This window comes from Paludibacterium flexuosum (assembly GCF_037076605.1).
Lineage (GTDB): Bacteria > Pseudomonadota > Gammaproteobacteria > Burkholderiales > Chromobacteriaceae > Paludibacterium.
Map to the genome: position 1 here is coordinate 1,405,197 of NZ_AP029060.1, position 24,583 is coordinate 1,429,779.

The following is a 24,583-nucleotide window of genomic DNA, read 5'->3' on the forward strand; positions in this document are numbered from 1 at the left end:
TTTTGCCTGTCGTTCATGCCATTTGACTCAAATCATTGGCTGACGGTGGTCGTCATGCCAGTGGTGTTGCGCGCCATCAAATGTTAGCAATTATTAACTTAGTAATATTTGAAGACCCACACAACGCACAAGGCGCATCATGAAGCTCCGTATTGCAACATTGTTGGTATTCTCCGCTTTCCTCTCCACCGGTATGGCTGCCACCGCCCAGGCCGCTGACGTGGCGCCAGCCACCCAGGCGAGCCAGGCCATCAACCCGACAGGCCAGCAACTGCGCAGCCTGGTTGACGAGTATTACCATGCCAGCGTGGCGCTCAACCCGCTGAGCGCCCCGGACATGGGGGTTTACACCTATAACGATCAGTTTGGTGACTACTTGTCTGACGCCTGGATCGCGCGAGCCAAGAACCTGGAACAAAGCTATCTGAACAAGGTGCAGCAGATCGACCGCGCCAGTCTGTCGGCCGACGACCGCATCACCTATGACATGTTCCGCTATGACCGTGAAATGGCATTGCGCGGCTTTGATTTCCCGTTCTGGTATCTGCCGCTGAACCACTTCGACAGCAAGGCATCGACCTTTGCCGACCAGGGTACTGGCGAAGGTTCGGTACAATTTGCCACGGTCAGGGATTACGAAGACTTCCTGAAGAAGATGGACGGCTTTGCCGCCTGGAGCCATGCGGCCGTCGCCCGCATGCGTGAAGGGATGGTCAAGGGCGTGGCACTGCCGATCCCCCTGGCAGACATCCTGCAAAAGCAGCTGCGCGGTTACGTCACCGTCAAAGTGGAAGACAGCAGCTTCTGGAAGCCGATTGCCAACATGCCGAAGGATATCTCGCCGGCAGACCGCGAGCGCCTGACCGCCGCCTATCGCGACAAGATCGAACATGTCGTGAACCCGGCCTATACCCAGATGGCCGACTTCCTGCAACACGACTACAAGGGCACCAAGACGCTGGGCTACACCAGCCTGCCGAACGGCAAGGCCTGGTACCAGTACAAGTCTGACCTGAACACCACCACCAACCTGCCGGTGGCGCAGATCCATGAAATGGGCAAGAAAGAAGTCGCCCGCATCCTGCGTGAAATGAACCAGATGAAGGCGGAGTCCGGCTACAAGGGCGACCTCAAGTCCTTCTGGAAATACCTGCAGACTGACCCGAAATTCTTCTGGACCGATCCGAACCAGGAACTGGCCGATTACAAGGCCTTCCGCGACAAGATCTATCCGCGTCTGCCGCTGTTCTTCAACCTGATGCCGAAGGCGCCGTACGAAGTTCGCCCGGTACCGAAGGAAACCGAAGATACCGCCGGTGTCGCCTATTACAATCCGGGTACACCGGATGGCAGCCGTCCGGGCATCTTCTATGTCAACACCAAGCCGGGTCAGCAATTGCCGAAGTGGAGCATGGAAACCCTGGCCATCCACGAAGCAGCACCGGGACACCACTTCCAGATTTCCCTGAAGCAGGAACAGCAGAACGAGCCGGAATACCGCAAGTTCGCCAGCTACAACGCCTTTGAAGAAGGCTGGGCGGTGTACTGCGAAAGTATCGGCCGCGAAATGGGCATGGAAAAAGACCCGCTGCAGTACTTCGGCAAGCTGAACGAAGAGATGCTGCGCGCCATGCGTCTGGTGGTGGACACCGGCCTGCATTCAAAGGGCTGGAGCATCAAGCAGGCTGAACAGTACATGCACAATAACTCGGCGCTGGGCGCCGGCGACATTCACTCCGAAGTTCGCCGCTATCTGGCCATCCCGGGTCAGGCGCTGTCGTACAAGGTGGGCCAGTTGACCTTCACCAAGCTGCGTGCCGACAGCAAGGCCGCACTGGGCGACAAGTTCGACATCCGTGCCTTCCACGATCAGGTGCTGAGCACCGGCTCGCTGCCGATGTCCGTCATGCAGACCAAGATCCAGGACTGGATCGCCAGCCAGAAGCAGTAATCGCTTTCAGGCAAGCAGTACCCAGCGCATCGCCCCTCGGGGCGATGCTTTTTTATGGACTGCCCGCGGCATGGACGAAGGCAGTACCATAGAGACACTGTTGAATGACTCATCACGAAAAGGACCACAGATGACTGCGCCCCTGCTCACCCGCCTGCTGCAACAGGAAGACTATCCGGCCTGGAAGCCCCTCTGGGATGGCTACAACGCCTTCTATGGCCGCAGCGGCCCGACGGCGCTGCCGGACAGCGTCACCCAGACCACCTGGCAACGCTTTTTCGACCCGACCGAACCGATGCAGGCCCTGGTGGCCGAGCAGAACGGTCAACTGCTGGGTCTGGCCCACATTCTCTACCACCGCAGCACCACCGATATCGGCCCGACCTGCTACCTGCAGGACCTGTTTACCAGTGAACAGGCTCGCGGCAAGGGGGTCGGGCGAGCCCTGATCGAAGCCGCCCGCCAGCAGGCGCGCGCCGCAGGAGCCACGCGTCTGTACTGGCTGACCGCCGAAGATAACCACACCGCACGCCAACTCTACGATGCGGTCACCGGTGGCTGCTCGGGCTTTCTGGAATACGAGACCGGCGTCTGAACATCGCGCTATGACAAGTGGGCAGTTGTTGGCAAAATAGGCCCCCTGTCCACTGACCTGCCCCACCCGCCAGAGAGGATTTTCCATGAGCAGCTGCCCTGCCTACCAGCAATTGGCCCACACCTTTGCCCGCCTGCACCGCTTCAGCCATCTCGGCGCCATCGCCGGCTGGGACCAGGCCACCATGATGCCGGCCAAGGGCAATGAAGCCCGTGCCGCCGCACAAGCCGAACTCGGCGTCCTGATGCACCAGATCATCACCGATGGTCAGCTGAAAACGCTGCTGGCCAGCGCCGAGCAGGAAGACCTGGACGAGATGCAGCGTGCCAACCTGGGGGAGATGCAGCGCGAGTGGCGCATGGCCAACACCCTGCCCGCGTCCCTGGTCGAGGCCAAAACGCTGGCCGCCGCCCGTTGCGAACACGCCTGGCGCGGCCAGCGTGCCGCCAACGACTGGCAGGGCTTTCTGGTCAACTTCCGCGAAGTCGTCCGTCTGGCCCGCGAAGAAGGCCGGCTGCTGGGTGCGCTGAACGGACTGTCGGTCTACGACGCACAAATGGACAAATACGAGCCGGGCATGCAAAGCGCCCGGGTCGAAGCGATTTTCGGTGAGGTGAAAACCTGGCTGCCGGGGCTGATTGCCCGGGTACGTGACAAACAGGCCGGTGAAACCGTCGTCCAGCCACAGGGCCCGTTTGCCACCGACAAACAGCGGGCGCTGGGCGTGGCCGTGATGCAGCTGCTGGGCTTCGACTTCGAGGCCGGTCGGCTGGATGTCAGCCTGCACCCCTTCTGCGGCGGCGTGCCCGAGGACGTGCGCATCACCACCCGCTATCGCGAGGATGACTTCGTGCAAAGCCTGATGGGCATCGTGCACGAAACCGGCCATGCCCGTTACGAACAGAACCTGCCGCAGGCATGGCTGGCGCAACCGGTCGGCCGGGCTCGCTCCATGGGCATTCACGAAAGCCAGAGCCTGTCATTCGAAATGCAGCTGGGCCGCAGCCGCGGCTTCCTGCAACTGATCACCCCGCTGATCCGGCAGCAGTTCGGCGAACAGCCCGCCTTCAGCGCCGACAACCTGGCACGCCTCTATACCCGGGTGAACCCAGGTCTGATCCGGGTCGATGCCGACGAACTGTGCTACCCGGCACATGTCATCCTGCGCTTCGAGATTGAGCGCGACCTGATGAATGGCGAGATCGAACCGGAAGATGTGCCGGCGCTGTGGGACGAGAAAATGCAGGCCTATCTGGGGCTGGACACCCGCGGCAACTACAAGGATGGCTGCCTGCAGGACATTCACTGGACCGACTCGTTCGGCTATTTCCCCAGCTACACCCTGGGGGCCATGTGTGCTGCGCAGTATTTTGCCTGCCTGCGCCGGCAGCACCCCGATCTGGACCAGCAAATCGCCGCCGGCAACCTGCAACTGGTCTTTGACTGGCTGAAACAGCACATCTGGCAACAAGGCAGCCGCTGGTCCACCGAACAACTACTGCAGCACGCCACCGGCGAAACCCTCAACCCGCGCCATTACCGCGCCCATCTGGAAGCACGTTACCTGGCCTGATCCACCCCGACCCCGGGCCTGGTCGCAGACAGCGCCGGGGGTCCTAGCCGCCCATGGTCTCAAGCCCCTGAACCACCCCCTCGGCCAGATACAACAACGAGAACACACCGCCGTAGGTCCAGCTCGGCCGCATGGCGGCAAACCGTCCCTCGCGCACAAAAGGCATGGCCTGCCACAGCGGGCTGTGCCACAACGCCCCGCCAGGCGCCAGCGGGGCGATGGCCAACACCGCCGTACCGCTCAAACGCGCCAGATCACTCACCCGACGCTGCGCCACCCCCCAGGCCCCGGTCTCGACCGGGCAGCCCGGACGCAGGCCCAGCGCCTGGATGGCTGCCTGCGGCATGGAGTTGCGGCCATACAGCCACACGGCACTCGGGCTGCCGACACGGATCACGCACACCGCCGGCGCGCCGGCGGGATAGCGCGCCGCCAGACGTGCCCGCCACTGCGCCAGTTGCGTCTGCTGCCTGCGCAGTTGTTGCTGTGCATAGGCCGTTCGCCCCAGCACCGTCGCCAGCTGCAGATAGATCTGCCTGGCCATGGCGGCATTGTCGTGGTCCACACTGAAAGCCTGCAGACTCAACACAGGTCCCAGATGCGCCAACCGCGGTTGCAGATCGGCCAGCGCCCCGTCGATCAGAATCAGATCCGGCTTGAGACGCGCGAGCAACTCCAGATTCGGCTCCAGCCGGCTGCCGGCATCCTGCACCGACGGCGGCAAGGCCGGCCGGGCCACCCAGCGCTGATAATCGGCCCGATCCGCCACCGCGAGCGGCGTGACACCGAGCGCCAGCACCTGCTCGGCGGCATCCCAGCTCAGCGCCACGATCCGCTGCGGCACGGCCTGCGCGGCCAGACTCACCATCAGCAAACCCAACATCCACCAGACTCTCATGCCCGTCCTCCCCGGCGCAGCAACAAGGCCAGCAGCATCAGGCCACCGGCCAGCATGCCGGCACACAACCCGACCGGCAGCTGCGCCGGATACCGCAGGGTTCGCCCGAGCGTATCCGCCAGCAGCATCAGACTCGCGCCGGCCAGAGCCGCCCCGAGCAGCTGGGCGCCGACAGCACGTGCGCCCAGGCGTTGCGCCAGATTGGGGGCCAGCAGACCGACAAAGGCCACCGGCCCGAGCAAACTGGTCACCAGCGCACACAGCACGGCCGCCAGCAGAAACCAGGCCCCCCGCCACTGGCTCACCCTCAGCCCGCGACCGGCGGCCATGGCATCGCCCAGAGATAACAACAACAAGGTACGCTGCCCCAGCAGGGCGGCAGCGAGGCATGACAGCACGCCCAGCGTGAGACCGAGCGCCGCACCGGCATCCAGACGGTAGGTCGAGCCGGCCAGCCACCCCAGCACCGCCACGGTATTCAGGTCGCCCCGGGCCAGCATCAGCTGCAACAGACCATCCAGCAGAGCCGACAGCGCCAGGCCCAGCAATAACAGCATGCCCGGTGCCCAGCGCCAGCGCCGCCCGAGCCACAGCAGGGCCAGCAGGCTCAGGGCACTGCCCAGTGCCGCCGGCAGCCAGCTGCCCTGCTGCAGCCCGCTGCCAGACCACAGCGACCAGCTCACCACCGCCAGGGCCGAGCCGGACGACACGCCAAGCAAATCAGGACTGGCCAGCGGATTGCGCAGCAGTCGCTGCAAAATCACCCCGGCGACGGCCAGACCGGCGCCGGCACTGGCCGCCGCCAACATGCGCGGCCAGCGCAACATCCATTGCAGGGCATCCGGCCAGGCCAGTAACCAGGCCGCCCCCTGACGATCCAGCCCCAGTGCCAGCAGCACGGTCACCACGAGGCCGAACCAGCCCAGTCGCGCCACCCAGCGATGAGGCCGTACCGGCGCGGCGGTGCCGACCCCCAGCGCCAGCGAGCGGGTATCGCGCAACAGCCAGATCAGCAGCGGTGCCCCCACCAGTGCCGCCATGGCGCCACTGGGGACACTATCAGCCAGGAACAGACTGGCCGCCTGCGCCAGCGCATCGGCCAGCAGCAGCAACAGCGCCCCGTACAAAGCGCTCGCCAGCCACTGCGCCGCCACCCCGCGTGCGCCGAGACGGCAGGCCAACAACGGCGCCAGCAGGCTGACAAAGCCGATCAGGCCGGCGGCCGCCACGGCCAGCGAACACAGCCACAGCGACAGCAGCAATACCAGCAACATCACCGGCACACGCGCCAGCCCGCGTCCGGCCGCCGCCTCCTGTCCCAGCCGCAACAGCTGCAGCGGCCGCCACAGCCAGGGCAGCAGCAACAGGGCCGGCACCAGCCTGGGCCACAGCCAGCGCGGCCAGTGCCAGTCAAACTGCGCCAAATCCCCCGCGCCCCAGACAAACACACCGAGCGCATATTGATCGTTGAGCAGAGTCACGGCACTGGCCAGCGCCCCCAGCAGAATATTCAGCGCCATCCCGGCCAGAATCAGTTGCAGCGAGGCCAGCTGACGCAGGCCGGTGATCGCCAGCAACAGGAGGCTGGCCGCCGCGGCACCGCCCAGCGCCAGCCAGTCCGGGTACTGCGTCAGCCAGCCCGGAAACCATACCGCGGCACTGCACATCGCCAGCCAGGCACCGGACGCTGCGCCCAGCGTCATCGGCGACACCAGGGCATTGCCCGACAGTTGCTGCAACAGCATGCCGGACAGGCCCAGTGCCGCACCGCACAGCAAGGCCATGCACAAGCGCGGCACCGTACCCTGCCAGAACAGAATGGCGTCGACTTCGCTGTGCCCGGCCAGACTGCCCTGCCAGCCGTGCCCCCCCCACAGGGGCCAAAACCCGGCGAGCAGCAGCAAACCGCCGACGAGGGCTCGGTGAGGTAATGCGTTCATGCCTCCTCCCGCACCACCGCCAGCGGCAAACGCGCCTCGCGTGCCATCAGCTCGAAAGAGACCCCGTACAAAGCGGAGAGCCTGTCCGGCTGCAGCAGCTCGGCAGGAGGACCGGCAAACACCACCCTTCCGGCTTGCAGGGCAATGATGTGCCCGGCATGGGCGCAAGCCAGATTCAGATCATGCAAGACCGCCAGGACCCCGCGTCCGGCCTGGCGATGGATTTGCCCCAGCAGGCGCATCAGTGCGTGCTGATGGCCCAGGTCCAGCGCCGAAGTCGGCTCGTCCAGCAGCAGCAGCGGTGCCTGCTGCGCCAGCATCATGGCCAGCCAGCAACGCTGGCGTTCGCCGCCGGACAGACTGTCGCTGTCGCTATCGGCCAGATGAGCGACATCGGTCGCCCGCAACGCCGCCTCAATCGCGGCGTGATCCGCCGATCCGAGTCGGGCCAGCGGGCCATGCCAGGGATAACGCCCCAGCGCCACCAGCTCACGCACCGTCAGTCCCGGCGTCGGTGCCAATTGCTGCGGCAGATAGGCCAGACGCCGTGCCAGCGCACGGGCGCCCAGCCGGGCCAGCGGCTGGCCATCCAGCCGCACCGTACCGCGCGTCGGCGTCAGTTGTCGGGCCAGCACCCGCAGCAGGGTGGATTTGCCCGAGCCGTTATGCCCCAGAATCACCGTCACCTGCCCCGGATCAATCTCCAGAGCCGGAATATCAAGAATCAGCCGCGAACCGGCCCGCACCTGCAGATCATGCACACTCAGCACAGCCAGGCCTCCTGCAGTCTTGCCAGTCGCGTCTCGGGTCCCAGCTTCGGACAACTGGCGCAGTACTCACCTTGCGCACAACGGAAGTGCTGGCAGCACACCCGTCGCAGCAAGCCGACGCCCTGCCCGCCGTCCGGCAGGGGAAAGGACTGCAGATCACTTTGATCCGCCAGTCCCATGGCGGCCAGCCAGGCCCGCCCGCCTGTGCGCAACACGGCAAAATCCCAGTCCGGCGAGGCTCGCGCCACATCGATCAGCACACTGAGCACGCAATCCGCCTGCAATCTGCCGGCCATCTTGGGGTGCAACCGGATGCGGCTCCCCAGATCCGCCAGCAACAGACGGCTGAGCTGCGCCACCTCCTGGCCAGCCTGGGCCATGTCAGCACCGGCATCACACGGCAGGGGCTCATGGGGTGGCAAGGCAAAGCCGGCCACCACCCCCTGATGATGGCGCTGAGCCATGCCGGCCAGCCGGGGTACGGCGCGGCTGCGGTACCAGGCCCAGATCATCAGATAGACAGGCTGCCAGACCAGCATGGTCCAGCAACGACTGGCCCAGTACAACGGCCCGGCCTCGGGTTGTGCGCGCTGCCAGTAGGCCAGCAAGGCATCCAGCGGTGCCGCCGGTCCGCCGGGGACGATCAGGCTGTCATCCGCACTGCCCACCTCCCCCGCCAGACCCGGCTGGGCCGTGGCGACCTCATGCAACAGATGCTGCAAACGACTCATGAGGCGGCACCCGGGCGGTAGGCGGCGATCGGATTGTTCAGCCGGCCATGAAACTGCAGTCCCTGCACCGGATCGGCCAGATTGACCATCTGGCGGTTATTCGCCAGCTGCAGACGGTTGAGGCAAGAGCGGATGAAATCCGGGGCAAACAGATCAAAACGGACGTACTTGTCGGCCCTCTCCGGGTGGTCTTGCTGATAGTCGGTCACACACTGGGCGACGCTGCGCCAGAACTCTGCCTCGGCCAGTCCGGCACGCTGCAGGATCGGCCCCAGAAACCGCAGGAAACCATCGAACACATCGGTCAGAATGGACAGGGTGCGCAGTTCATCGGGGCAAGGAGCACAAATCCGCTCCAGGAAGCCGGGCAACGGTTGCGCCGGATTGAGCACCCCGACCTCCTCGCCGATATCCTTCATCAGCACGCGTACCGGCACATGACCATCCAGAATCAGGATCAGGTTTTCGCCATGAGGCATGAACACCAGGTCATAGCAATAGAAGCAATGCAGCAAGGGGCGCAGATAAGCACGCAGATAGTGCTGCAGCCACTGCCCGGCCGTCAGCCCGGAGGCCCGGATCAATGCCGGCAACAGGGCATGGCCGTCACCATCGACATGCAGCAGGGCGGCCATGGTCATCAGACGCTCCCCCGGCCGCAGCCGGCTCATCGGACTCTCACGCCACAGCGCCGCCAGCTGCTTCTTGTGCGGCCCGTTGCCCTGCAGGGCAGCTTCGTAATACGGCTGCCGGTAACCGATGGCCGCCACTTCGCACAGCACATCAAAACCGCAGTCGCGCAGGGTCTCGTCAGCCCGGACCAGCGCGGCGACCCACTGATTGATGGCTGGCGTGCCGGCCATGTAATACGGCGACAGGCCGCGCATGAAACCCATGTTCAAAATCGACAGCGCCGTCTTGACGTAACGCTTTTCCGGCTGGCTGACATTGAACATCGTGCGGATGGATTGTTGCGCCGCATAGCGATCCTCACTCTCACCGAGATAGACCAGCCGCTGTGCCGCGATCTCGGCAGCAAAGCAGACCGCCAGTCGCTGCTGCCACTGCCAGGGATGCGCCGGCAGATACCAAAAATCATCGGGCGACAGTCCGCGATCACGCAGCAAGGCCGCAAACCGGGCCAGGGTTTCGCCCCCCAGCTCTTCGGCATACAGCTGTGTGGCGCTCAGGTTCTCGACCAGGGACAACTCGGCCACCTGCTTGTTGACCGCCAGCCACACCAGCGCAAAAGGCTGGCCACACTCGGGGGCATAACGGCGATAGTCGCTCAGGCTGAAGCCGATACGGCCATTGTTGGCCACAAAAGCCGGATGCCCTTCGGTCATGCCACTTTCCAGCGCCTGATAGTCCGCCAGCGCCAGCGCTTCGGCAGACAGGTAAGGCTGGTGCAGTTTCCAGGCGCAGCCAAACAGGGTGCTGCTGATTTCATCCAGGTAATCGGGCAGGACGCTCTGCGACAAGCCGAGTTGCTCGTGCGCGGCCACGATGAAGGCCAGCATGTCGGGGGCCACTTCCTGCCCGTCCGCCAGACAAACCAGACTGTCCGGATCCACCTGCCAGTGATCGAGCGCGCTGCGCTCGGCAGCAAACAGATAACGCGGCCCCGTGGTCTCAATGACATAGCGTCCGTCGGGCTGGCGCTGCGGTGTCAGCAGCAATTCATGGCTGAATTCACCGATGGCCTTGGCCAGCAGATGGCGGTTGGCGCGCTGCCACCGTTCAGGACGAAGATGGGCCACAGCCGTGGCAGAGGAAGCAATCGGGGCATTCATCAACGGAGCTCCTGCAGGGCGTCATAGTCGGTGCGATGGCAGAACGCCAGCCAGGCACGCTTGCCGGGCAGGTCGATCTGACGCTGGTAGACAAAACCGGCACCAAGATTGATGGGATGGATTCGGGTATTGGCGATGGCCGGTTCAACCACGATGCGTTGCACCGCAGGATCGCTGAACAGCCAGGCCTGAATGGTGCGCATCACCCCGCGGGTGAAGCCGTGCAGGCGGGCCGGACCGGGCGGCGCGCACAGGAAATGCATCCCGCGGTCACCCGGCATGACCTGATAATGATGGCCGACGGGATCATGGCGCGGATCGTAGGTTTCCAGCAGGAAAGCCGGGCTTCCCTGGTACTCGCCCAGCAACACGCTGTGATGCGGGCTGGCCGCCTGCCGCAGGAAGTAGTCCTGCACCTGTGTAAGGCTATCGTGTTGCATGCCCCAGAAAGCGGCATGCGGGCTGCTCAGCCAGCCATGCAGCCGCTCGAGGTCCTGCGCCAGATCGATGGCGCGCAGGCTGAAGCGCCCCAGGGCGGGGATCTCGTGGCAAAACAGCGCTTCAGGAAACAACAGGGTGTCAGATGTCATGGCAACGCCTCAGGCCAGGCAAGGTTGGGAAAGCGGCAGCGCCTCACCCGGCATGCCGAAGGTCTGGCTGGCGATGCGGGTTTCCACCGGATAGACTTCGCGACCGGTCATGGCACGCAGCAGGCAGGCATTGCGGTAGCAGGCCATGCCCAGATCCGGCGTCGCCAGACCATGGGTATACAACCCCACGTTCTGGACAAAAATCTCCTCGCCCTGCACATCCACCGCATAATCCCGCGTCACATCCAGCCGTCCGTGGGCATCGCGCCGCAGCCGATCGCTGATCCCGGCAAGGAAAGCCGGTTGCCGGTAGGCATAGCCGGTTGCCGCCACCAGCGCTGCCGTATCGAGGCGGAAGGCTTTCTGCTGCTCACATTGCAGCAAATCCAGCGCCAGCCCCTCGCGTCCGCTCTGGGTATGGCAGGCAGTCAGGGCACAATTGGTCAGCAGCAGAGGCTGGGCACCACCCCGCAGACGCAACTGATAGAGCTGCTCGAAAATCTGGTCGATCAGCGTGCGATTGATCCCCTTGTACAGCCCTTTCTGCTCATTGATCAGTTGATCGCGCTGGCCGGGAGGCAGGGCATGGAAATAATCGATGTACTCCGGCGAGGTCATTTCCAGCGTCAGCTTGGTGTACTCCAGCGGGTAGAAACGCGGCGAGCGGGTAATCCAGCTCAGCTGATAGCCATAGCGGTCACTCTCCGCCAGCAGATCGGCAAAGATTTCGGCGGCACTCTGGCCGCTGCCCAGTACGGTGATCGAAGGCAGCATCTGCAACCGCAGCTTGTTGCTCAGATAGTCGGCGCTATGCACCACGCGCTCTCCCAGACCGGCGCAGCAGGCCGGCAGTTCGGGCGAGGTCCCCGTCCCCAGAACCAGTCGCCGTGTGCGCCAGGTTTCCTGCTGTGCACCGTTGCGCACGCTCAGATGGTAGAGACCGTCCTGCCAGACAATGCTGTCCACCCGCCGGCCGAAATACAGTGAATCGAGTTGCGCGGCCACCCATTGGCAATAGTGGTTGAACTCGGCGCGCAGCGGGAAGAAATTCTCGCGGATGTAGAAGGGATAGAGACGTCCCTGCTGCTTGAGGTAATTCAGAAAACTGAAGCGGCTGGTCGGATCGGCCAGCGAGACCATATCGGCCAGGAAAGGCGTTTGCATGCTGCTGCCTGGCAGCAGCATGCCGGGATGCCAGTCAAAGCCGGCACTTTGTTCGAGAAACGCCCCTTTCAATTCGCTCACCGGCTCGGCCAGACAAGCCAGGCTCAGATTGAACGGCCCAAGCCCGATACCAATGAAGTCATAGACGGTCGCATGCATGTCGCGAGGTCCTTTGCAGAGATTGCCGCGTGGCGGCGGTTGGCTGGTGAACGCCGCTGCACATCCGGCACAGCGGCATCAGACAGGCCGGACCCGGCCATTCACTCTCGTGCACTTGTCATTTCCCAAGCAGGTTGAAATTTCCAAGAGCATACTATTGTAAATGCGAATGATTATCAATACAATTTCTCGAAATTGTTTTCAGACCAACAGCACAGAAAGAAGCGAAAGATCCGTATGTCTCCGTCACCCTTCCCTTCCCGTCTTACCAAACTGGTCCTCGCCCTGAACCTGGCCAGCATGAGCAGCCTGGTCCTGGCCGATGAAGCAGCCACCCTGCCGACCGTCACGGTCAAAGCCAGCCCGGCAACCGCCCAGTCGCCCACCAGCGGCTACAGCGCCGGCAGCAGTGCGGCAGCCAGCAAGACCGACACCCCCTGGGTACTGATCGATCACTCGGTTTCAGTCATCACCCGGCAACAGATCGAAGATCAGGCACCGCATACCTTGTCCGAGGCGCTGAGCTATACGCCAGGGGTGTTCAGCAATGCCATCGGTTCCAGCAGCCGCTACGACTACATCGTGCTGCGCGGCTTCAACGGACACATGAACAACAATCAGTGGCTGGACGGGCTGCGCCTGGCGGGCGATCCGGAGGGCAGCAATTCACCGCAAGTCGATCCATTCTTTGTTGAGCGCATGGATGTGGTCCGCGGACCGGATTCGGTGCTGTATGGCCAATCCTCGCCCGGCGGTCTGGTGGCACTGACCAGCAAACGACCATTGTCCTCGCCGCTGCACCAGCTCGAAGTCGGCATCGGCAACAACCAGCAGCAGTGGCTGGGACTCGATATCACCGGTCCGCTGAATGACCGGCCGGATCTGGACTACCGCCTGGTGGTCAAGGGGCAGCGCCGCAATGAGCAGCAGACGCTGGCGCAGAGTGAACGCTATACCGTGGCGCCATCGCTGAGCTGGCGCATCGACGGCCAGAACCGGCTGCTGTTGCAGGCCTACCTGCAGCACGAACCCTCCACCGGTTATCACGGCTCGGTGCCCTGGGAAGGCTCGGGGGTGAATCATCAGGGGAGCAGGCTGCCAGCCAGCTTCGATGACGGCGCCAGCGGGGATGGCATGCACCGCCAGCAACAAATGTTCGGCTATCAGTTTGAGCATGACTTCAACAGCGACTGGCAATTCCGCCAGAACCTGCGCTACCAGAAGAGCAAGGTCAGTCAGTTGCAGGTCTATCAGACCGGCTGGGCCGGTGCCGGCAGCTCGGTACTGAACCGGGCAGCCTCGCAAGGCGAAGAGCATGGCGAGACCTTCCTGATCGACAACCAGTTGCAGGGCAAGCTGACCACCGGCGCGGTGCAGCACACCCTGCTGGTCGGGGTGGACAGCAGCCGCATGCGCAACGGGGGCTATAACCGCTATGGCAGCGCCGACTCGCTGGATACGTCGGCACCGCAATACGACAGCGGCAACATCACCTTTGGCGCCCCGTCATACTTCAACCACGACAACCTGCAGACCGGGATCTATGCCCAGGATCAGATGGCCTGGAATCGTTGGCGTCTGACGCTGGGTGTACGCCAGGATCAGGCGCGGGTGCATACCGACGACCCGCAAAGTGGCAGCCGCAGCGAGTGGAACGGCAGCAAGGTGACAACCCGCGCCGGCGTGCTGTATGAGGCGGCCAACGGCTTGACGCCCTACTTCAATTACAGCGAGGGCTTTGACCCGAACGCCTCGTATGCCACCGGCAGCGACGGTCAACTGCTGGCACCGCAACAAAGCCGGCAAAAGGAAGTGGGCCTGAAGTATCAGCCGGCCGGCGGGCAGACCCAACTGAGTATCGCCAGCTATGACCTGCGCCAGCAGAACCTGGCCTATTACAACCCGATCACGCTGACCTACCAGCCGGTCGGCGTGGTGACCTCGCGCGGCATTGAACTGGAGGGCAAGACCCGTATCGGGAATCAATGGTCACTGATGGCCAGCATGACCTTCAACCGCCTGCGCATCGATCAGGGTCCGCAACAAGGCAACACCCCGTTTGGTTCGCCGTCTCGCATGGCTTCGCTCTGGGTAGACTATGCCTTCGCCAGCGGTCTGGGCCTGGGCAGCGGGATTCGCTACACCGGTCCGAGCTGGGCGGACAGCGCCAACACCACTCGCCTGCCGTCCTACACCCTGGTGGATCTGGCCCTGCGCTACGACCTGGGGCGCATGAGCCCGGCCTGGCAGGGGGCCACGCTGCGCCTGTCCGCCAACAACCTGTTCAACCGTACTTATGTGGCCAGCTGCTACGACAGCCTGACTTACTGCTACTACGGCAGCAAACGCACGCTGAGTGCCACCCTTGGCTATCAGTGGTAAGCCATGGCGTCTCAAGGTCAGACCATTCCCATGATCCTTGCCCTGCGACGCCGGCCCGGCTGGCGACCGCAGCCCCTGGGCTGCCTGCTGCTCACCGCCTTGCTGCATGCCCTGGCGCTGTGGTGGCTGTCCTCGGGGCCGCGGCAGGCGCCTGCCCCGGTCACCCCCCCCACCGTGACCGGGCGGCTGGTGGCCACGCTGGCTCCGGCCGCCCCGCCGGTGACCGCAGCAAGCCGACCGGTGCGGCCGTCACCGGCCACCACGACACCGCACAGCCGGGCGCTTCCTCCGGTCCGAACGGTCAGCCACACGGCAGCGGCAGCCCCCCACCCGGCCCCCGCCCCGCAGGCCGCCCCCCCGGCGCCGGCGGTCGCGGAATCCAGGGCCCCGGCGACGGAGGCCCCGGTGTCCCCCCCAATGAGCCAGGCCGCCGGGCTGAATAACCCGGACCCGACCTACCCGGCCTTGTCTCAACGTTTGGGAGAGGAAGGCGTGGTGGTGCTGTCGGTGCTGATTCTGGCCAATGGCAATGTGGCGGAGGTGGCGGTGCAGCGCAGCAGCGGCTACCCGCGGCTGGATGAGGCGGCCCTGGCTGCGGTACGCCGCTGGCATTACCGTCCGGCACGGCGAGCGGGCGTCGCCATCGATTACCGCTATAGCCAGCCGATCCGTTTTTCGATCGATGAATCCAATTAGTGAAAGGTTTACATGTCTTCTGCACTGCATCTCGACCAACTCTGGGCTCAGAGTGATCTGACCATCCGACTGGTGGCGCTCGTCCTGCTGAGCATGTCACTCGCCAGCTGGTCTCTGATCCTGCTGCATGCCACTCGCTGGTGGCAGCTGCGGCGCGCAGCACGGGCCATGGCCGGCTTCTGGCATGCCAGCAGTTTCGAACAGGGGCTGACCACCCTGGGCCAGGCGGGTGATGGTGTCGCCAATCCGTATCGTCTGCTGGCACTGGAATGCCGCCAGGCCGTACAACACCACCGCGACAATCAGCAGGACCTGCACGGGCAGCTGGCGTTGACCGACTGGCTGACCGAAAGCCTGAGTGGCGCCATCGACGAGTGCGGCCAGAGCCTGCAAAGTGGTCTGTCCATCCTGGCCTCGGTCGGCTCCACGGCCCCCTTCATCGGACTGTTCGGCACGGTCTGGGGCATCTATCACGCCCTGGTGAATATTGGTGCAGCCGGGCAGAGTTCGCTGGACAAGGTCGCCGGCCCGGTCGGCGAAGCCCTGGTCATGACCGCATTCGGTCTGGCGGTGGCGATTCCGGCCGTACTGGGTTACAACGCCTTCACCCGGGTCAATCGCACAGTGATCGGCCGGCTGCAGCGATTCGCCCGCCAGCTGCACGCTTACTCACTCACCGGCAGTACCACCCAGCCGGTCACATTGCGGGAGCGCTGAGCCATGGCATTCAAACAGGGTTTGTCCTCCTCCGAGGAGGAGGTTCTGAGTGAAATCAACATGACGCCGCTGGTAGACGTCATGCTGGTGCTGCTGGTGATCTTCATGCTGGTGCTGCCGGTGATGAGCCAGGCGGTGAAACTGGACTTGCCGCAGGCCAACGCGACGCCGCTGGCGCCGGCCACGCCGCAGACCGTCACCCTGTCGGTGACACAGGATGGCCGCTTTTTCTGGAACAGCACCGCCGTGGACAGTGCGGCCATGGCCGACAGGCTCAGGACCCTGGCCGCACAGTCGCCGCGCACCGAGGTACGCATCCGCGCCGATCAGCGCACCGAGTATCGCCATGTCATGACCCTGATGGCCCTGGCGCAACAGAGCGGGCTGGCGCAGCTGAATTTCATGACTCAGGCCGAGGCACCGTCACACGATACCCATTGACCCCGGCTGGCGAGCGCTTATAACGAAAGCATGTCCGACGGAGGGGTGTCATGAGGCGATGCGCCGGTTGCTGGCTGTTGCTGTGGTCTCTGCTCGGCCCGTGTGCGTCGGCGGTGACGCTGATCGGCGCCGAAGTCCCCCCCTTCGTCACCCAGCAGGGCGGGCTGGCGGTGGCCATTCTGCGCGAGGCCGCACGTCGCGCCGGGACCGATGACCACGTCACGGTCTACCCCTTCATCCGTGCCATGGTCCTGGCCACCCAGCCCGGAGGCCCTTATCTGCTGGTCCCTCCCGGCCGTACCCCCGCACGCGAATCGCGTTACCAGTGGGTGGCGCCCCTGATGGACGAAGCCTTTGTGCTGGTCGGCAATCGCAAGGTCAACCCCAACCCGCCGAGCCGAAGCGCCATGACCGGACAATTGATCGGGGTCATGCGCAACTCGGTCGGCCAGGAGCTGGCCAGCCACATCCCACAGTCCAGACTGAGTGTGGTCACCTACGAAACCACCAATGCAGCCATGCTGGCCAACGGCCATATCGGTGCCTGGGCGGTCGCCTGGAACACCGCCCTGCAGGCCCAGCGCGAGGCTGGTCTGCCGGTTGAAGATCTGCTCAAGGGGGAAGTACTGATGCGCAGCACGCTCTATCTGGCGGCATCACTGGACATGAGCGCCAGTGAAGTACAGCGCTGGCGCAGCATTCTCGACAACATGCGCAAGGACGGCACCATCGCCCGACTAGAGCACGACTACCGCTACGTCCTGCCATAAGCCGGGGTCAGGTCTTGTTTTTTGCATCTCGATGCAAAAAACAAGACCTGACCCCGGGTGATGGGGGTGGCGGCTTACAGGGCGACACTGCGGGACGGGTCGAGCTGAAATTCGTCGACCAGGTGGGGCAAGGCCAGGTAGCTGTCGGTCTGCATCTCGGTCAGGCGACTGGCGGTGCGGAAGAATTCGCTGGCCTGCACACCATCCACATAGATCTGCTCGGCCGGCACGGCCGAAGACGCCACCAGCTTGACCCGGTGGTCGTACAGCACATCGATCAGCCAGGTAAAACGGCGCGCTTCGGCCGCCTGGGCGGCGCTCAGCGCCGGGATGCCGGACAGGAAGACGGTGTGATAGTCGCGGGCAATTTCCAGGTAGTCGGTCTGTGAGCGCGGACCGCCGCACAGGGCGGCAAAGTCGAACCAGATGACTCCGGGAGCATGACGCCGCAGCGGGATGTGCCGACCGAACAGCTCGATGTCGTTGGCCAGCGGGGTGGCTTCGAGCGTCAGTCGGCTGAACATGGCATCCATGCTGGCTTCAGCGGCGGCATCGGCCGGCACCTGAAACAAGTCCGCCCGCGCCAGTTCGCGCAGGCGATAGTCATTGCCGCCATCCACGGTAATCACTTCCAGCTGCGACTCCATCAGGGCGATGGCCGGCAGGAAGCGGTCACGCTGCAGGCCATTGGGGTAAAGCCCCGAGGGCGGGTAGTTGGAGGTCGCCACCAGCACCACACCCCGCTCGAACATGGCACTGAGCAGGCGGTAAAGGATCATGGCATCGGCGATGTCGCTGACGTGGAACTCGTCAAAGCACAATAGCCGGGTGGTCTTGGCGATGCGATCCGCCACGATCAGCAGCGGATCGGTCTCCTGCGTCAGGGTTTGCAGCTGGCGATGCACTTCCGCCATGAAGTGGTGAAAATGCACGCGGCGTTTGCGCCGGTAGGGAACGCACTGGAAAAAAGCATCCATCAGGAAGCTCTTGCCGCGCCCTACCCCTCCCCACAGATACAGCCCTTTGGGCACCGGCGGATTGCGCAGGCTGCGCCCGAGAAAGCGGTCGCGCCGGGCCTTGAACTCCAGCAGGCGCTGCCACAGGTCGGTCAGCCGCTCGATGGCAGCGGCTTGTGCCGGATCATGGATGAAACCGTCGCGCGCCAGGGCAGCCTGGTACCAGGCCCGGGGGCTTTGGCCGCTCTCGGCAGGGGAATAGGCATGTTGCGCCATGGATTTCCTTTCAGGCGAACAGGCCGGTCGACAGATAGCGGTCGCCGCGGTCACAGACGATGCTGACGATGACGGCATTTTCCAGTTCGGCATCCAGCTGCAAGGCCACCGCCAGCGCGCCGCCGGAGGAAGGGCCGGCCAGGATGCCCTCTTCACGCGCCAGGCGGCGGGCGGTGTCTTCTGCCCTTTGCTGGTCGATCAGGATCAGGCGATCGATGCGCTGAAACTCACAGATCTTCGGCAGATAATCATCTTCCCAGCGGCGGATGCCGGGAATCTGGCTGCCCGGCTCGGGCTGGACGCCAATGATCTGGATGTCGCGATTTTGCTGCTTGAGGTAGCGACTGACCCCCATGATGGTGCCGGTAGTGCCCATGCTGGAGACGAAGTGGGTAATCCGGCCATCGGTTTGCTGCCAGATTTCCGGACCTGTTCCTTCGTAGTGGGCCTCGGGGTTATCCCGGTTGCTGAACTGATCGAGAATCAGCCCGCGACCTTCCGACTGCATCTGCCGTGCCAGGTCAATGGCACCGGGCATCGATTGCGCCGCCGGGGTCAGCAGGACCTCGGCGCCATAGGCGCGCATGGTCTGCACCCGCTCGGCACTCGAGTTCTCCGGCATGATGAGGATCATGCGATAGCCCATCATCGCAGCCGCCATGGCCAGGGCAATCCCGGTATTGCCACTGGTCGGTTCAATCAGGGTGTCGCCAGGCCGAATGTCGCCACGCGCCTCGGCACGACGGATCATGGAGAGTGCAGGACGGTCCTTGACCGAACCGGCCGGATTATTACCTTCCAGCTTGACCAGCAGCGTATTGCCGCGCCCGGCAGGCAGGCGCTTGAGCCGGACCAGAGGGGTCTGGCCGACGTAATCTTCGAGGGTTTTGAACACCGGTGGCTCCAGAATAAAAAAAGCCGGATGAGGCATCCGGCCCGGGGCTTATTCCTTGCTGATCAACCAGTCGACATAGCGCGACACACCCTGCTCGACGTTGAGCATCGGTGCCGTGTAACCGGCGTCGCGCAACTTGCTGATGTCGCCCTGGGTGAAGCTCTGATACTTGCCCTTGAGCGCGTCGGGGAACGGGATGTACTCCAGCAGCCCCTGCGCCACCATCTCATCCAGGCTCAGCGCCGGCAGGCCTTCATGACGGCGGCAGGCATTGACGGTCGCCACGGCGACGTCGTTGAACGGCTGCGCCCGGCCACTACCGAGGTTGAAGATGCCCGACAACTCGGGGTGGTCCAGGAAGAACAGGTTGACCTTGACCACGTCCTCCACCGAGACAAAGTCACGGCTCTGCATGCCGTCGCCCCAGCCATCCCAGCCCCCAAAGAGCTTGACCTTGCCCTCCTTGCGATACTGGTTGAAGTTGTGGAAGGCCACCGAGGCCATGCGCTCCTTGTGCTGTTCGCGCGGGCCGTAGACGTTGAAGTAGCGGAAGCCGGCCACCTGGGCAGTCAGGCCATCCGCCATGCGCCGGCGCAGCACCTGGTCGAACAGGAATTTGGAGTAGCCGTAGACGTTGAGGGGCGACTCGTGTTCGCGCTGCTCGACGAAGGTGGTCCCGGCGCCATAGACCGCGGCACTGGAGGCATACAGGAAGGGAATGGCCTCGCCCTGGCAGTGATTGAACAGCGACAGGGTGTACTGATAGTTGTTTTCCATCATGTACTTGCCGTCGTGATTCATGGTGTCGGAGCAGGCACCCTGATGGATCACGGCACGCAGTTCGCCATCCAGCTCGCCTTCGGCCAGCATCATCATGAAGTCATGCTTGTCGAGATAGTGGCTGATGTCGCAATCGACCATATTGCGGAACTGATCGCCACGGGTCAGATCATCGACGGCGATGATGTCGGTCTCGCCACGCTGGTTCAGCGCCTTGACGATGTTCGAACCGATAAAACCGGCCGCGCCGGTAACAACGATAGTCATGTCTGCTCCTTAGGCTTGCAGCGCAAAAAGTTCTTCCTGACGACAGACGGCGGTGCCCAGCTTGCCGACCACGATGCCGGCGGCGGCATTGGCCAGCGACATGGCCTGCGGCAGCGGCAGACCGGCAGCCAGCATCAGGCCCAGCGTGCCGATAACGGTATCGCCGGCACCGGAAACGTCATACACCTCACGCGCCAGGGTCGGCTGGTGCAGGGCGCCACTGGCGCTGAACAGGGTCATGCCGGCTTCGCTCAGGGTCACCAGCAGGGCATCGAGATTCAATTCGGCGCGCAGGGTTTCGGCCTTGCGGGCCAGTTCGGCATCATCGCGCCAACTGCCGGCCACCTGGCGGAATTCGCTGCGGTTCGGGGTCAGTAGCGTAGCGCCGGCGTATTTGCTGTAGTCGTCACCCTTGGGGTCGATCAGTACGGCTTTGCCGTGCGCCCGCGCCAGTTCGATCATCTTGGCCACATGGGTCAGCCCGCCCTTGCCATAGTCGGACAGAATCACCACATCGTGGTCGGCGAGGATTTTTTCATACTCGTCGAGCTTGGCCGCCAGGATCTCGTGGCTGGGCGCATCTTCGAAGTCCAGCCGGATCAGCTGTTGCTGCCGGGCCACCACACGCAGCTTGATGGTGGTGGAGATGCTGGCGTCGCGCTGCAGGGAGGTGTTGACCCCCTTCTCGACCAGCAGGCGCTCCAGCGCCGTGGCGGCCTCGTCGTCGCCCACCACCGAGAGGATGGTGGCCTGACCGCCGAGGCTGACGATATTGCGGGCTACGTTGGCCGCCCCGCCGGCACGCTCTTCCATGCGGGCAATGCGGGCCACCGGCACCGGCGCTTCCGGCGAAATGCGCGAGACATCACCGAACCAGTAGCGGTCCAGCATCACGTCGCCCACCACCAGCACACGGGCACCGGCCAGACGAGCCGACAGACTGGCCGGCTCAAGGGAAAGTTGTTGCAGCAGACTCATGCGTGTCCTCAGCGACCGATGGCCTGGTAATCAAAACCCTGCTGACGCACCCACTGCGGATCGTACATATTGCGGCCATCAAAGATGGTCGGCGTCTTGAGCACTTTCTTGAGCAGATCAAAGTCCGGGCTGCGGAACATCTTCCATTCGGTGACGATCAGCAGGGCATCGGCGCCTTCGGCGGCTTCCATCATGTCGTGAGCAAAGCGTACGCGCGGATTGTCGCCGATCACGCGGTGGGCTTCTTCCATGGCGACCGGGTCATAGGCCACGACTTCGGCACCACGGGCGGTCAGTTCATGCACGATGACCCGCGAGGCGGCCTCGCGCATGTCGTCGGTATTCGGTTTGAAAGCCAGCCCCCAGATGCCGAAACGGTGGCCGCTCAGATCCGTGCCGAAGCGCTTTTCGATTTTCTCGACCAGACGGTGCTTCTGCAGCTCGTTGGCTTCTTCAACGGCCTCCAGTACGCGCAGGGTGTGGCCGTTTTCCTTGCCGGTGCTGATCAGGGCCTTGACGTCCTTGGGGAAGCAGGAGCCACCATAACCAGTGCCCGGGTACAGGAAGTGATAGCCGATACGCGGGTCGGAGCCGATGCCCTTGCGCACCAGTTCGATGTCGGCGCCCAGGGTTTCTGCCAGGTTGGCCAGTTCGTTCATGAAGGAAATGCGGGTAGCCAGCATCGCGTTGGCGGCGTACTTGGTCAGCTCGGCCGAACGAACGTCCATGAAGAAAATACGCTCATGGTTGCGCTGGAACGGCGAGTAGAGACGACGCATGGTGTCGATGGCGCGCTCATCTTCGGCGCCGACCACGATGCGGTCCGGTTTCATGAAGTCTTCGATCGCGGCACCTTCCTTGAGGAATTCCGGATTGGACACCACCGAGAACGGAATGGCCATGCCGCGGGCGCTCAGCTCTTCGGCCAGTGCCGCCTTGACCTTGTCCGCCGTACCGACCGGCACCGTCGACTTGTCGACCACGACCTTGTAATCGGTCATGTGGCGGCCGATGTTGCGCGCGGCGGAAATGACATATTGCAAGTCGGCAGAGCCGTCTTCATCCGGCGGCGTGCCAACGGCAATGAACTGTACTTCGCCAAAGGCCACGGATTCGGCAACGTCGGTGGTAAAGGTCAAACGGCCGGCTTCGACATTGCGGCGGACCAGATCATCCAGGCCCGGTTCGAAGATCGGAATGCCACCCTGCTTCAGCGTGGCGATTTTTTTGGCGTCCAGGTCGAGGCAGCAAACATGGTTGCCGACTTCGGCCAGGCAGGTGCCGGTTACCAGGCCTACATAGCCCGAACCAATAACCGTAATTTTCATGATTGTTTCTTTCTGAAGAGTTCGATGTCGGAATTGATTTTGCGCAGAACCTGCAGAGGCTGGTCGGCGCGGGTGATCGGACGGCCGATCACCAGATAGTCGGCGCCGGCGGCCAGCGCGGCCGTCGGGGTCATGACGCGGCGCTGGTCATCTGCCGCACTGTCGGAAAGACGGATACCCGGGGTCACCAGCTTGAACTGGGGACCAAGGCGGGCCTTGAGCAGCTGCGCTTCCTGTGCCGAGCACACCACGCCATCCAGGCCGCAATCGTGTGTCAGGGTCGCCAGACGCATGACATGCTCTTCCGGGCTGACGCTGATGCCGACCTCGGCCAGATCTGCGGCCTCCATGCTGGTCAGCACCGTCACGCCGATCAGCAGCGGTCGCTGGCTCAGATTGGCCAGTGCTTCGCGCGCCGCCGTCATCATGCGCCGGCCGCCACCGGCATGGACGTTGACCATCCAGACCCCGGCATCGGCCGCCATGGCGCAGGCCTGGGCCACGGTATTGGGAATATCGTGAAACTTGAGGTCGAGAAACACCTGGAAGCCACGCAGCACCAGGCTTTCCACCAGCTCACGCCCGGAGGCGGTAAACAGCTCCTTGCCGACCTTGACCCGACAGTCAGCCGGATCAAGACGGGCGGCAAAATCAAGCGCAGCATGGGCATCGCGGAAGTCCAGCGCCACGATGACCGGGGAGCGGGTTTCCAGCGCCAGTTCGGCCGACAGCAATGGGTTCATGTGTGTGCGTCCAGGTTTAGTGGGTTTCCGAACGATTGGCGGTGAAGCTTTCCCACTCGCCGCAGGCCGGGCAATGCCAGAAGAAGGCACGCGAACGGAAATTGCAGCAGCGGCAGGTATGCACCGACAGTCTCTGGGCATGCTTGGCGATCAGGGCACGGGCCACTTCGGCATCCATGCGCCCTTCCGGCGACAGGGCATCCATCTGGGCCTCGATGAGACGATAGACGCCCGACAGCGAGGGGCGTGCCTGTACCGCTTCGCGCACCGACTCCAGCGCCTGGGCCTCATTACCGAAGCTGCACAGCTTCTGGTACAGCATGTCGGTCATGTCCAGCTGGGGGAAGGTTTTCTGATAGCCACGCAGCAGGGCAATCCCCTCTTGCGGTCGCCCGAGTTTTTCATAGGCATCGAACAGCCGCTCGGCAGCCATCGACAGGTATTCGTAGTTCTGCTTCTCGATCCCCTGCCAGGCGGCAATGGCCGCCTCGGTCTGGCCCTCGGCAAATTCGATGTCGCCCAGCAACAGGCTGGCGCGGACGCATTTGCGATTGATCTTGAGTGCCTCCAGGGCATGCTCGCGTGCGGTGCCGTAATGCGACTTGTACAGCTCGCCCTGCGCCAGCTCGCAATGGAATTGCGCCACTTCGTGCTGGAAGGAATGCACATCGCTCTGCAGCTCGCGCGCCGTTTCGATGGCCTTCTGCCAGTCACGGTCCTGCTGATAGATATCCAGCAGCTGACGACGGGCGGCCAGCCCCATATTGCCGCCGAGCAGCTTCAGCAGAATCTCTTCGGCGCGATCCACCAGTCCGGCCTTGCGAAAATCCTGAGCCAGCTCGAAACGCACCTTGTCGCGCTGCTCGACCGGCAAGTCGCTGCTGTCGAGCAGGCGCTGATGCAGCCGGATGGCACGGTCATTTTCGCCCCGTTTGCGGTACAACTTGCCCAGGGTCAGTTGCAGCTCCAGCCCGGATTGCTGCTGTTCACGCGCCACTTCGGCCAGGGCACGCGCGGCCACATCGGTCTTGTCTTCAACCAGGGCATCCAGACCACGAAAGAAACCGGCAGGCACCTGCCGGGCCTGCTTGAGCACCGTGCGCATGTCGACGCGGGCAGCCAGCCAGCCCAATGAGAAAAACACAGGTAGCAGCAACAGCCACCAGAGATCGAGTTCCAAAAACAGCTTC

The 24,583-nt window shown here is 63.7% G+C and carries 22 protein-coding genes; 8 read left to right on the forward strand and 14 right to left on the reverse strand.

Annotated elements, in window-relative coordinates; genetic code table 11:
- Positions 1–139 precede the first annotated feature (139 nt).
- From AACH39_RS06655 to AACH39_RS06665, 3 genes are all read left to right on the forward strand, one after another.
- Complete coding sequence (locus AACH39_RS06655) at positions 140–1,951, forward strand: DUF885 domain-containing protein (RefSeq protein WP_338621158.1); 1,812 nt, start codon at positions 140–142, stop codon at positions 1,949–1,951.
- 130 nt (positions 1,952–2,081) lie between these two features.
- Positions 2,082–2,546: a GNAT family N-acetyltransferase gene (locus AACH39_RS06660; RefSeq protein WP_215781769.1), complete on the forward strand. Its 465-nt coding sequence runs from the start codon at positions 2,082–2,084 to the stop codon at positions 2,544–2,546.
- Positions 2,547–2,631: 85 nt separating this feature from the next.
- Positions 2,632–4,119, forward strand: a complete 1,488-nt coding sequence (locus tag AACH39_RS06665; protein WP_215781767.1) for a carboxypeptidase M32 — start codon at positions 2,632–2,634, stop codon at positions 4,117–4,119.
- 43 nt (positions 4,120–4,162) lie between these two features.
- Here the strand turns inward: AACH39_RS06665 and AACH39_RS06670 are convergent, their stop codons facing one another.
- The 7 genes from AACH39_RS06670 to AACH39_RS06700 are packed head-to-tail and all read right to left on the reverse strand — an operon-like array spanning position 4,163 to position 12,164.
- Positions 4,163–5,017, reverse strand: a complete 855-nt coding sequence (locus AACH39_RS06670) for an ABC transporter substrate-binding protein (protein ID WP_338621159.1) — start codon at positions 5,015–5,017, stop codon at positions 4,163–4,165.
- Positions 5,014–6,957, reverse strand: coding sequence for a Fe(3+)-hydroxamate ABC transporter permease FhuB (fhuB, locus tag AACH39_RS06675; protein WP_215781762.1), 1,944 nt, complete (start codon positions 6,955–6,957; stop codon positions 5,014–5,016). The genes AACH39_RS06670 and fhuB overlap by 4 nt, the downstream gene beginning before the upstream one ends.
- Positions 6,954–7,727 carry an ABC transporter ATP-binding protein gene (locus AACH39_RS06680; RefSeq protein ID WP_215781760.1) on the reverse strand — a complete coding sequence of 258 codons (774 nt, stop codon included), beginning with the start codon at positions 7,725–7,727 and terminating at the stop codon, positions 6,954–6,956. The genes fhuB and AACH39_RS06680 overlap by 4 nt, the downstream gene beginning before the upstream one ends.
- On the reverse strand, positions 7,721–8,458 hold the full coding sequence (locus tag AACH39_RS06685) for a siderophore ferric iron reductase (protein ID WP_215781758.1): 738 nt from the start codon (positions 8,456–8,458) through the stop codon (positions 7,721–7,723). Before AACH39_RS06685 ends, AACH39_RS06680 begins: the two co-directional genes overlap by 7 nt.
- Entirely contained in the window at positions 8,455–10,251 is a 1,797-nt protein-coding gene (locus AACH39_RS06690; RefSeq protein ID WP_338621160.1) for an IucA/IucC family siderophore biosynthesis protein, read from the reverse strand. Before AACH39_RS06690 ends, AACH39_RS06685 begins: the two co-directional genes overlap by 4 nt.
- Positions 10,251–10,841 (reverse strand): GNAT family N-acetyltransferase, encoded by a 591-nt coding sequence (locus AACH39_RS06695; protein ID WP_338621161.1) that lies wholly within the window; start codon positions 10,839–10,841, stop codon positions 10,251–10,253. The genes AACH39_RS06690 and AACH39_RS06695 overlap by 1 nt, the downstream gene beginning before the upstream one ends.
- Positions 10,842–10,850: 9 nt before the next feature.
- Positions 10,851–12,164 carry a SidA/IucD/PvdA family monooxygenase gene (locus tag AACH39_RS06700; RefSeq protein ID WP_338621162.1) on the reverse strand — a complete coding sequence of 438 codons (1,314 nt, stop codon included), beginning with the start codon at positions 12,162–12,164 and terminating at the stop codon, positions 10,851–10,853.
- A gap of 237 nt (positions 12,165–12,401) precedes the next feature.
- On the opposite strand from AACH39_RS06700, the gene AACH39_RS06705 reads away from it, so the two are divergent.
- The 5 genes from AACH39_RS06705 to AACH39_RS06725 are packed head-to-tail and all read left to right on the forward strand — an operon-like array spanning position 12,402 to position 17,170.
- Positions 12,402–14,546, forward strand: coding sequence for a TonB-dependent siderophore receptor (locus AACH39_RS06705; protein ID WP_215781749.1), 2,145 nt, complete (start codon positions 12,402–12,404; stop codon positions 14,544–14,546).
- A 3-nt stretch (positions 14,547–14,549) separates the two neighbouring features.
- On the forward strand, positions 14,550–15,242 hold the full coding sequence (locus tag AACH39_RS06710) for an energy transducer TonB (RefSeq protein WP_338621163.1): 693 nt from the start codon (positions 14,550–14,552) through the stop codon (positions 15,240–15,242).
- Positions 15,243–15,254: 12 nt separating this feature from the next.
- Positions 15,255–15,959: a MotA/TolQ/ExbB proton channel family protein gene (locus AACH39_RS06715; RefSeq protein ID WP_252346184.1), complete on the forward strand. Its 705-nt coding sequence runs from the start codon at positions 15,255–15,257 to the stop codon at positions 15,957–15,959.
- Positions 15,960–15,962: 3 nt separating this feature from the next.
- Positions 15,963–16,400, forward strand: coding sequence for a biopolymer transporter ExbD (locus AACH39_RS06720; protein WP_338621164.1), 438 nt, complete (start codon positions 15,963–15,965; stop codon positions 16,398–16,400).
- Between the two features lie 50 nt (positions 16,401–16,450).
- Positions 16,451–17,170, forward strand: coding sequence for a transporter substrate-binding domain-containing protein (locus AACH39_RS06725; protein ID WP_215781742.1), 720 nt, complete (start codon positions 16,451–16,453; stop codon positions 17,168–17,170).
- A 74-nt stretch (positions 17,171–17,244) separates the two neighbouring features.
- Here AACH39_RS06725 and zapE read toward each other — a convergent pair whose 3' ends face one another.
- The 7 genes from zapE to lapB are packed head-to-tail and all read right to left on the reverse strand — an operon-like array spanning position 17,245 to position 24,573.
- Positions 17,245–18,402, reverse strand: coding sequence for a cell division protein ZapE (gene zapE / locus AACH39_RS06730; protein WP_215781740.1), 1,158 nt, complete (start codon positions 18,400–18,402; stop codon positions 17,245–17,247).
- Positions 18,403–18,412: 10 nt separating this feature from the next.
- Positions 18,413–19,333: a cysteine synthase CysM gene (gene cysM, locus AACH39_RS06735; RefSeq protein ID WP_338621165.1), complete on the reverse strand. Its 921-nt coding sequence runs from the start codon at positions 19,331–19,333 to the stop codon at positions 18,413–18,415.
- A gap of 12 nt (positions 19,334–19,345) precedes the next feature.
- Entirely contained in the window at positions 19,346–20,344 is a 999-nt protein-coding gene (rfaD, locus tag AACH39_RS06740; RefSeq protein WP_215781738.1) for an ADP-glyceromanno-heptose 6-epimerase, read from the reverse strand.
- Positions 20,345–20,353: 9 nt separating this feature from the next.
- The gene (gene rfaE1 / locus AACH39_RS06745) at positions 20,354–21,322 is read right to left on the reverse strand and encodes a D-glycero-beta-D-manno-heptose-7-phosphate kinase (RefSeq protein ID WP_215781736.1); all 969 of its coding nucleotides are present in this window, start codon (positions 21,320–21,322) and stop codon (positions 20,354–20,356) included.
- Positions 21,323–21,330: 8 nt separating this feature from the next.
- On the reverse strand, positions 21,331–22,650 hold the full coding sequence (locus AACH39_RS06750; RefSeq protein ID WP_338621166.1) for a UDP-glucose/GDP-mannose dehydrogenase family protein: 1,320 nt from the start codon (positions 22,648–22,650) through the stop codon (positions 21,331–21,333).
- Positions 22,647–23,393: an orotidine-5'-phosphate decarboxylase gene (gene pyrF / locus AACH39_RS06755; RefSeq protein WP_338621167.1), complete on the reverse strand. Its 747-nt coding sequence runs from the start codon at positions 23,391–23,393 to the stop codon at positions 22,647–22,649. The genes AACH39_RS06750 and pyrF overlap by 4 nt, the downstream gene beginning before the upstream one ends.
- A 16-nt stretch (positions 23,394–23,409) precedes the next feature.
- Entirely contained in the window at positions 23,410–24,573 is a 1,164-nt protein-coding gene (lapB, locus tag AACH39_RS06760; protein ID WP_215781729.1) for a lipopolysaccharide assembly protein LapB, read from the reverse strand.
- Positions 24,574–24,583 lie beyond the last annotated feature (10 nt).

Bases quoted from the DNA above. Each gene is read 5' to 3' on its own strand.
- AACH39_RS06655 (WP_338621158.1), top strand. From the start codon at position 140: ATGAAGCTCCGTATTGCAACATTGTTGGTATTCTCCGCTTTCCTCTCC.
- AACH39_RS06660 (WP_215781769.1), top strand. From the start codon at position 2,082: ATGACTGCGCCCCTGCTCACCCGCCTGCTGCAACAGGAAGACTATCCG.
- AACH39_RS06665 (WP_215781767.1), top strand. From the start codon at position 2,632: ATGAGCAGCTGCCCTGCCTACCAGCAATTGGCCCACACCTTTGCCCGC.
- AACH39_RS06670 (WP_338621159.1), bottom strand. From the start codon at position 5,017: ATGAGAGTCTGGTGGATGTTGGGTTTGCTGATGGTGAGTCTGGCCGCG.
- fhuB (WP_215781762.1), bottom strand. From the start codon at position 6,957: ATGAACGCATTACCTCACCGAGCCCTCGTCGGCGGTTTGCTGCTGCTC.
- AACH39_RS06685 (WP_215781758.1), bottom strand. From the start codon at position 8,458: ATGAGTCGTTTGCAGCATCTGTTGCATGAGGTCGCCACGGCCCAGCCG.
- AACH39_RS06690 (WP_338621160.1), bottom strand. From the start codon at position 10,251: ATGAATGCCCCGATTGCTTCCTCTGCCACGGCTGTGGCCCATCTTCGT.
- AACH39_RS06695 (WP_338621161.1), bottom strand. From the start codon at position 10,841: ATGACATCTGACACCCTGTTGTTTCCTGAAGCGCTGTTTTGCCACGAG.
- AACH39_RS06700 (WP_338621162.1), bottom strand. From the start codon at position 12,164: ATGCATGCGACCGTCTATGACTTCATTGGTATCGGGCTTGGGCCGTTC.
- AACH39_RS06705 (WP_215781749.1), top strand. From the start codon at position 12,402: ATGTCTCCGTCACCCTTCCCTTCCCGTCTTACCAAACTGGTCCTCGCC.
- AACH39_RS06710 (WP_338621163.1), top strand. From the start codon at position 14,550: ATGGCGTCTCAAGGTCAGACCATTCCCATGATCCTTGCCCTGCGACGC.
- AACH39_RS06715 (WP_252346184.1), top strand. From the start codon at position 15,255: ATGTCTTCTGCACTGCATCTCGACCAACTCTGGGCTCAGAGTGATCTG.
- AACH39_RS06720 (WP_338621164.1), top strand. From the start codon at position 15,963: ATGGCATTCAAACAGGGTTTGTCCTCCTCCGAGGAGGAGGTTCTGAGT.
- AACH39_RS06725 (WP_215781742.1), top strand. From the start codon at position 16,451: ATGAGGCGATGCGCCGGTTGCTGGCTGTTGCTGTGGTCTCTGCTCGGC.
- zapE (WP_215781740.1), bottom strand. From the start codon at position 18,402: ATGGCGCAACATGCCTATTCCCCTGCCGAGAGCGGCCAAAGCCCCCGG.
- cysM (WP_338621165.1), bottom strand. From the start codon at position 19,333: ATGCCTCATCCGGCTTTTTTTATTCTGGAGCCACCGGTGTTCAAAACC.
- rfaD (WP_215781738.1), bottom strand. From the start codon at position 20,344: ATGACTATCGTTGTTACCGGCGCGGCCGGTTTTATCGGTTCGAACATC.
- rfaE1 (WP_215781736.1), bottom strand. From the start codon at position 21,322: ATGAGTCTGCTGCAACAACTTTCCCTTGAGCCGGCCAGTCTGTCGGCT.
- AACH39_RS06750 (WP_338621166.1), bottom strand. From the start codon at position 22,650: ATGAAAATTACGGTTATTGGTTCGGGCTATGTAGGCCTGGTAACCGGC.
- pyrF (WP_338621167.1), bottom strand. From the start codon at position 23,393: ATGAACCCATTGCTGTCGGCCGAACTGGCGCTGGAAACCCGCTCCCCG.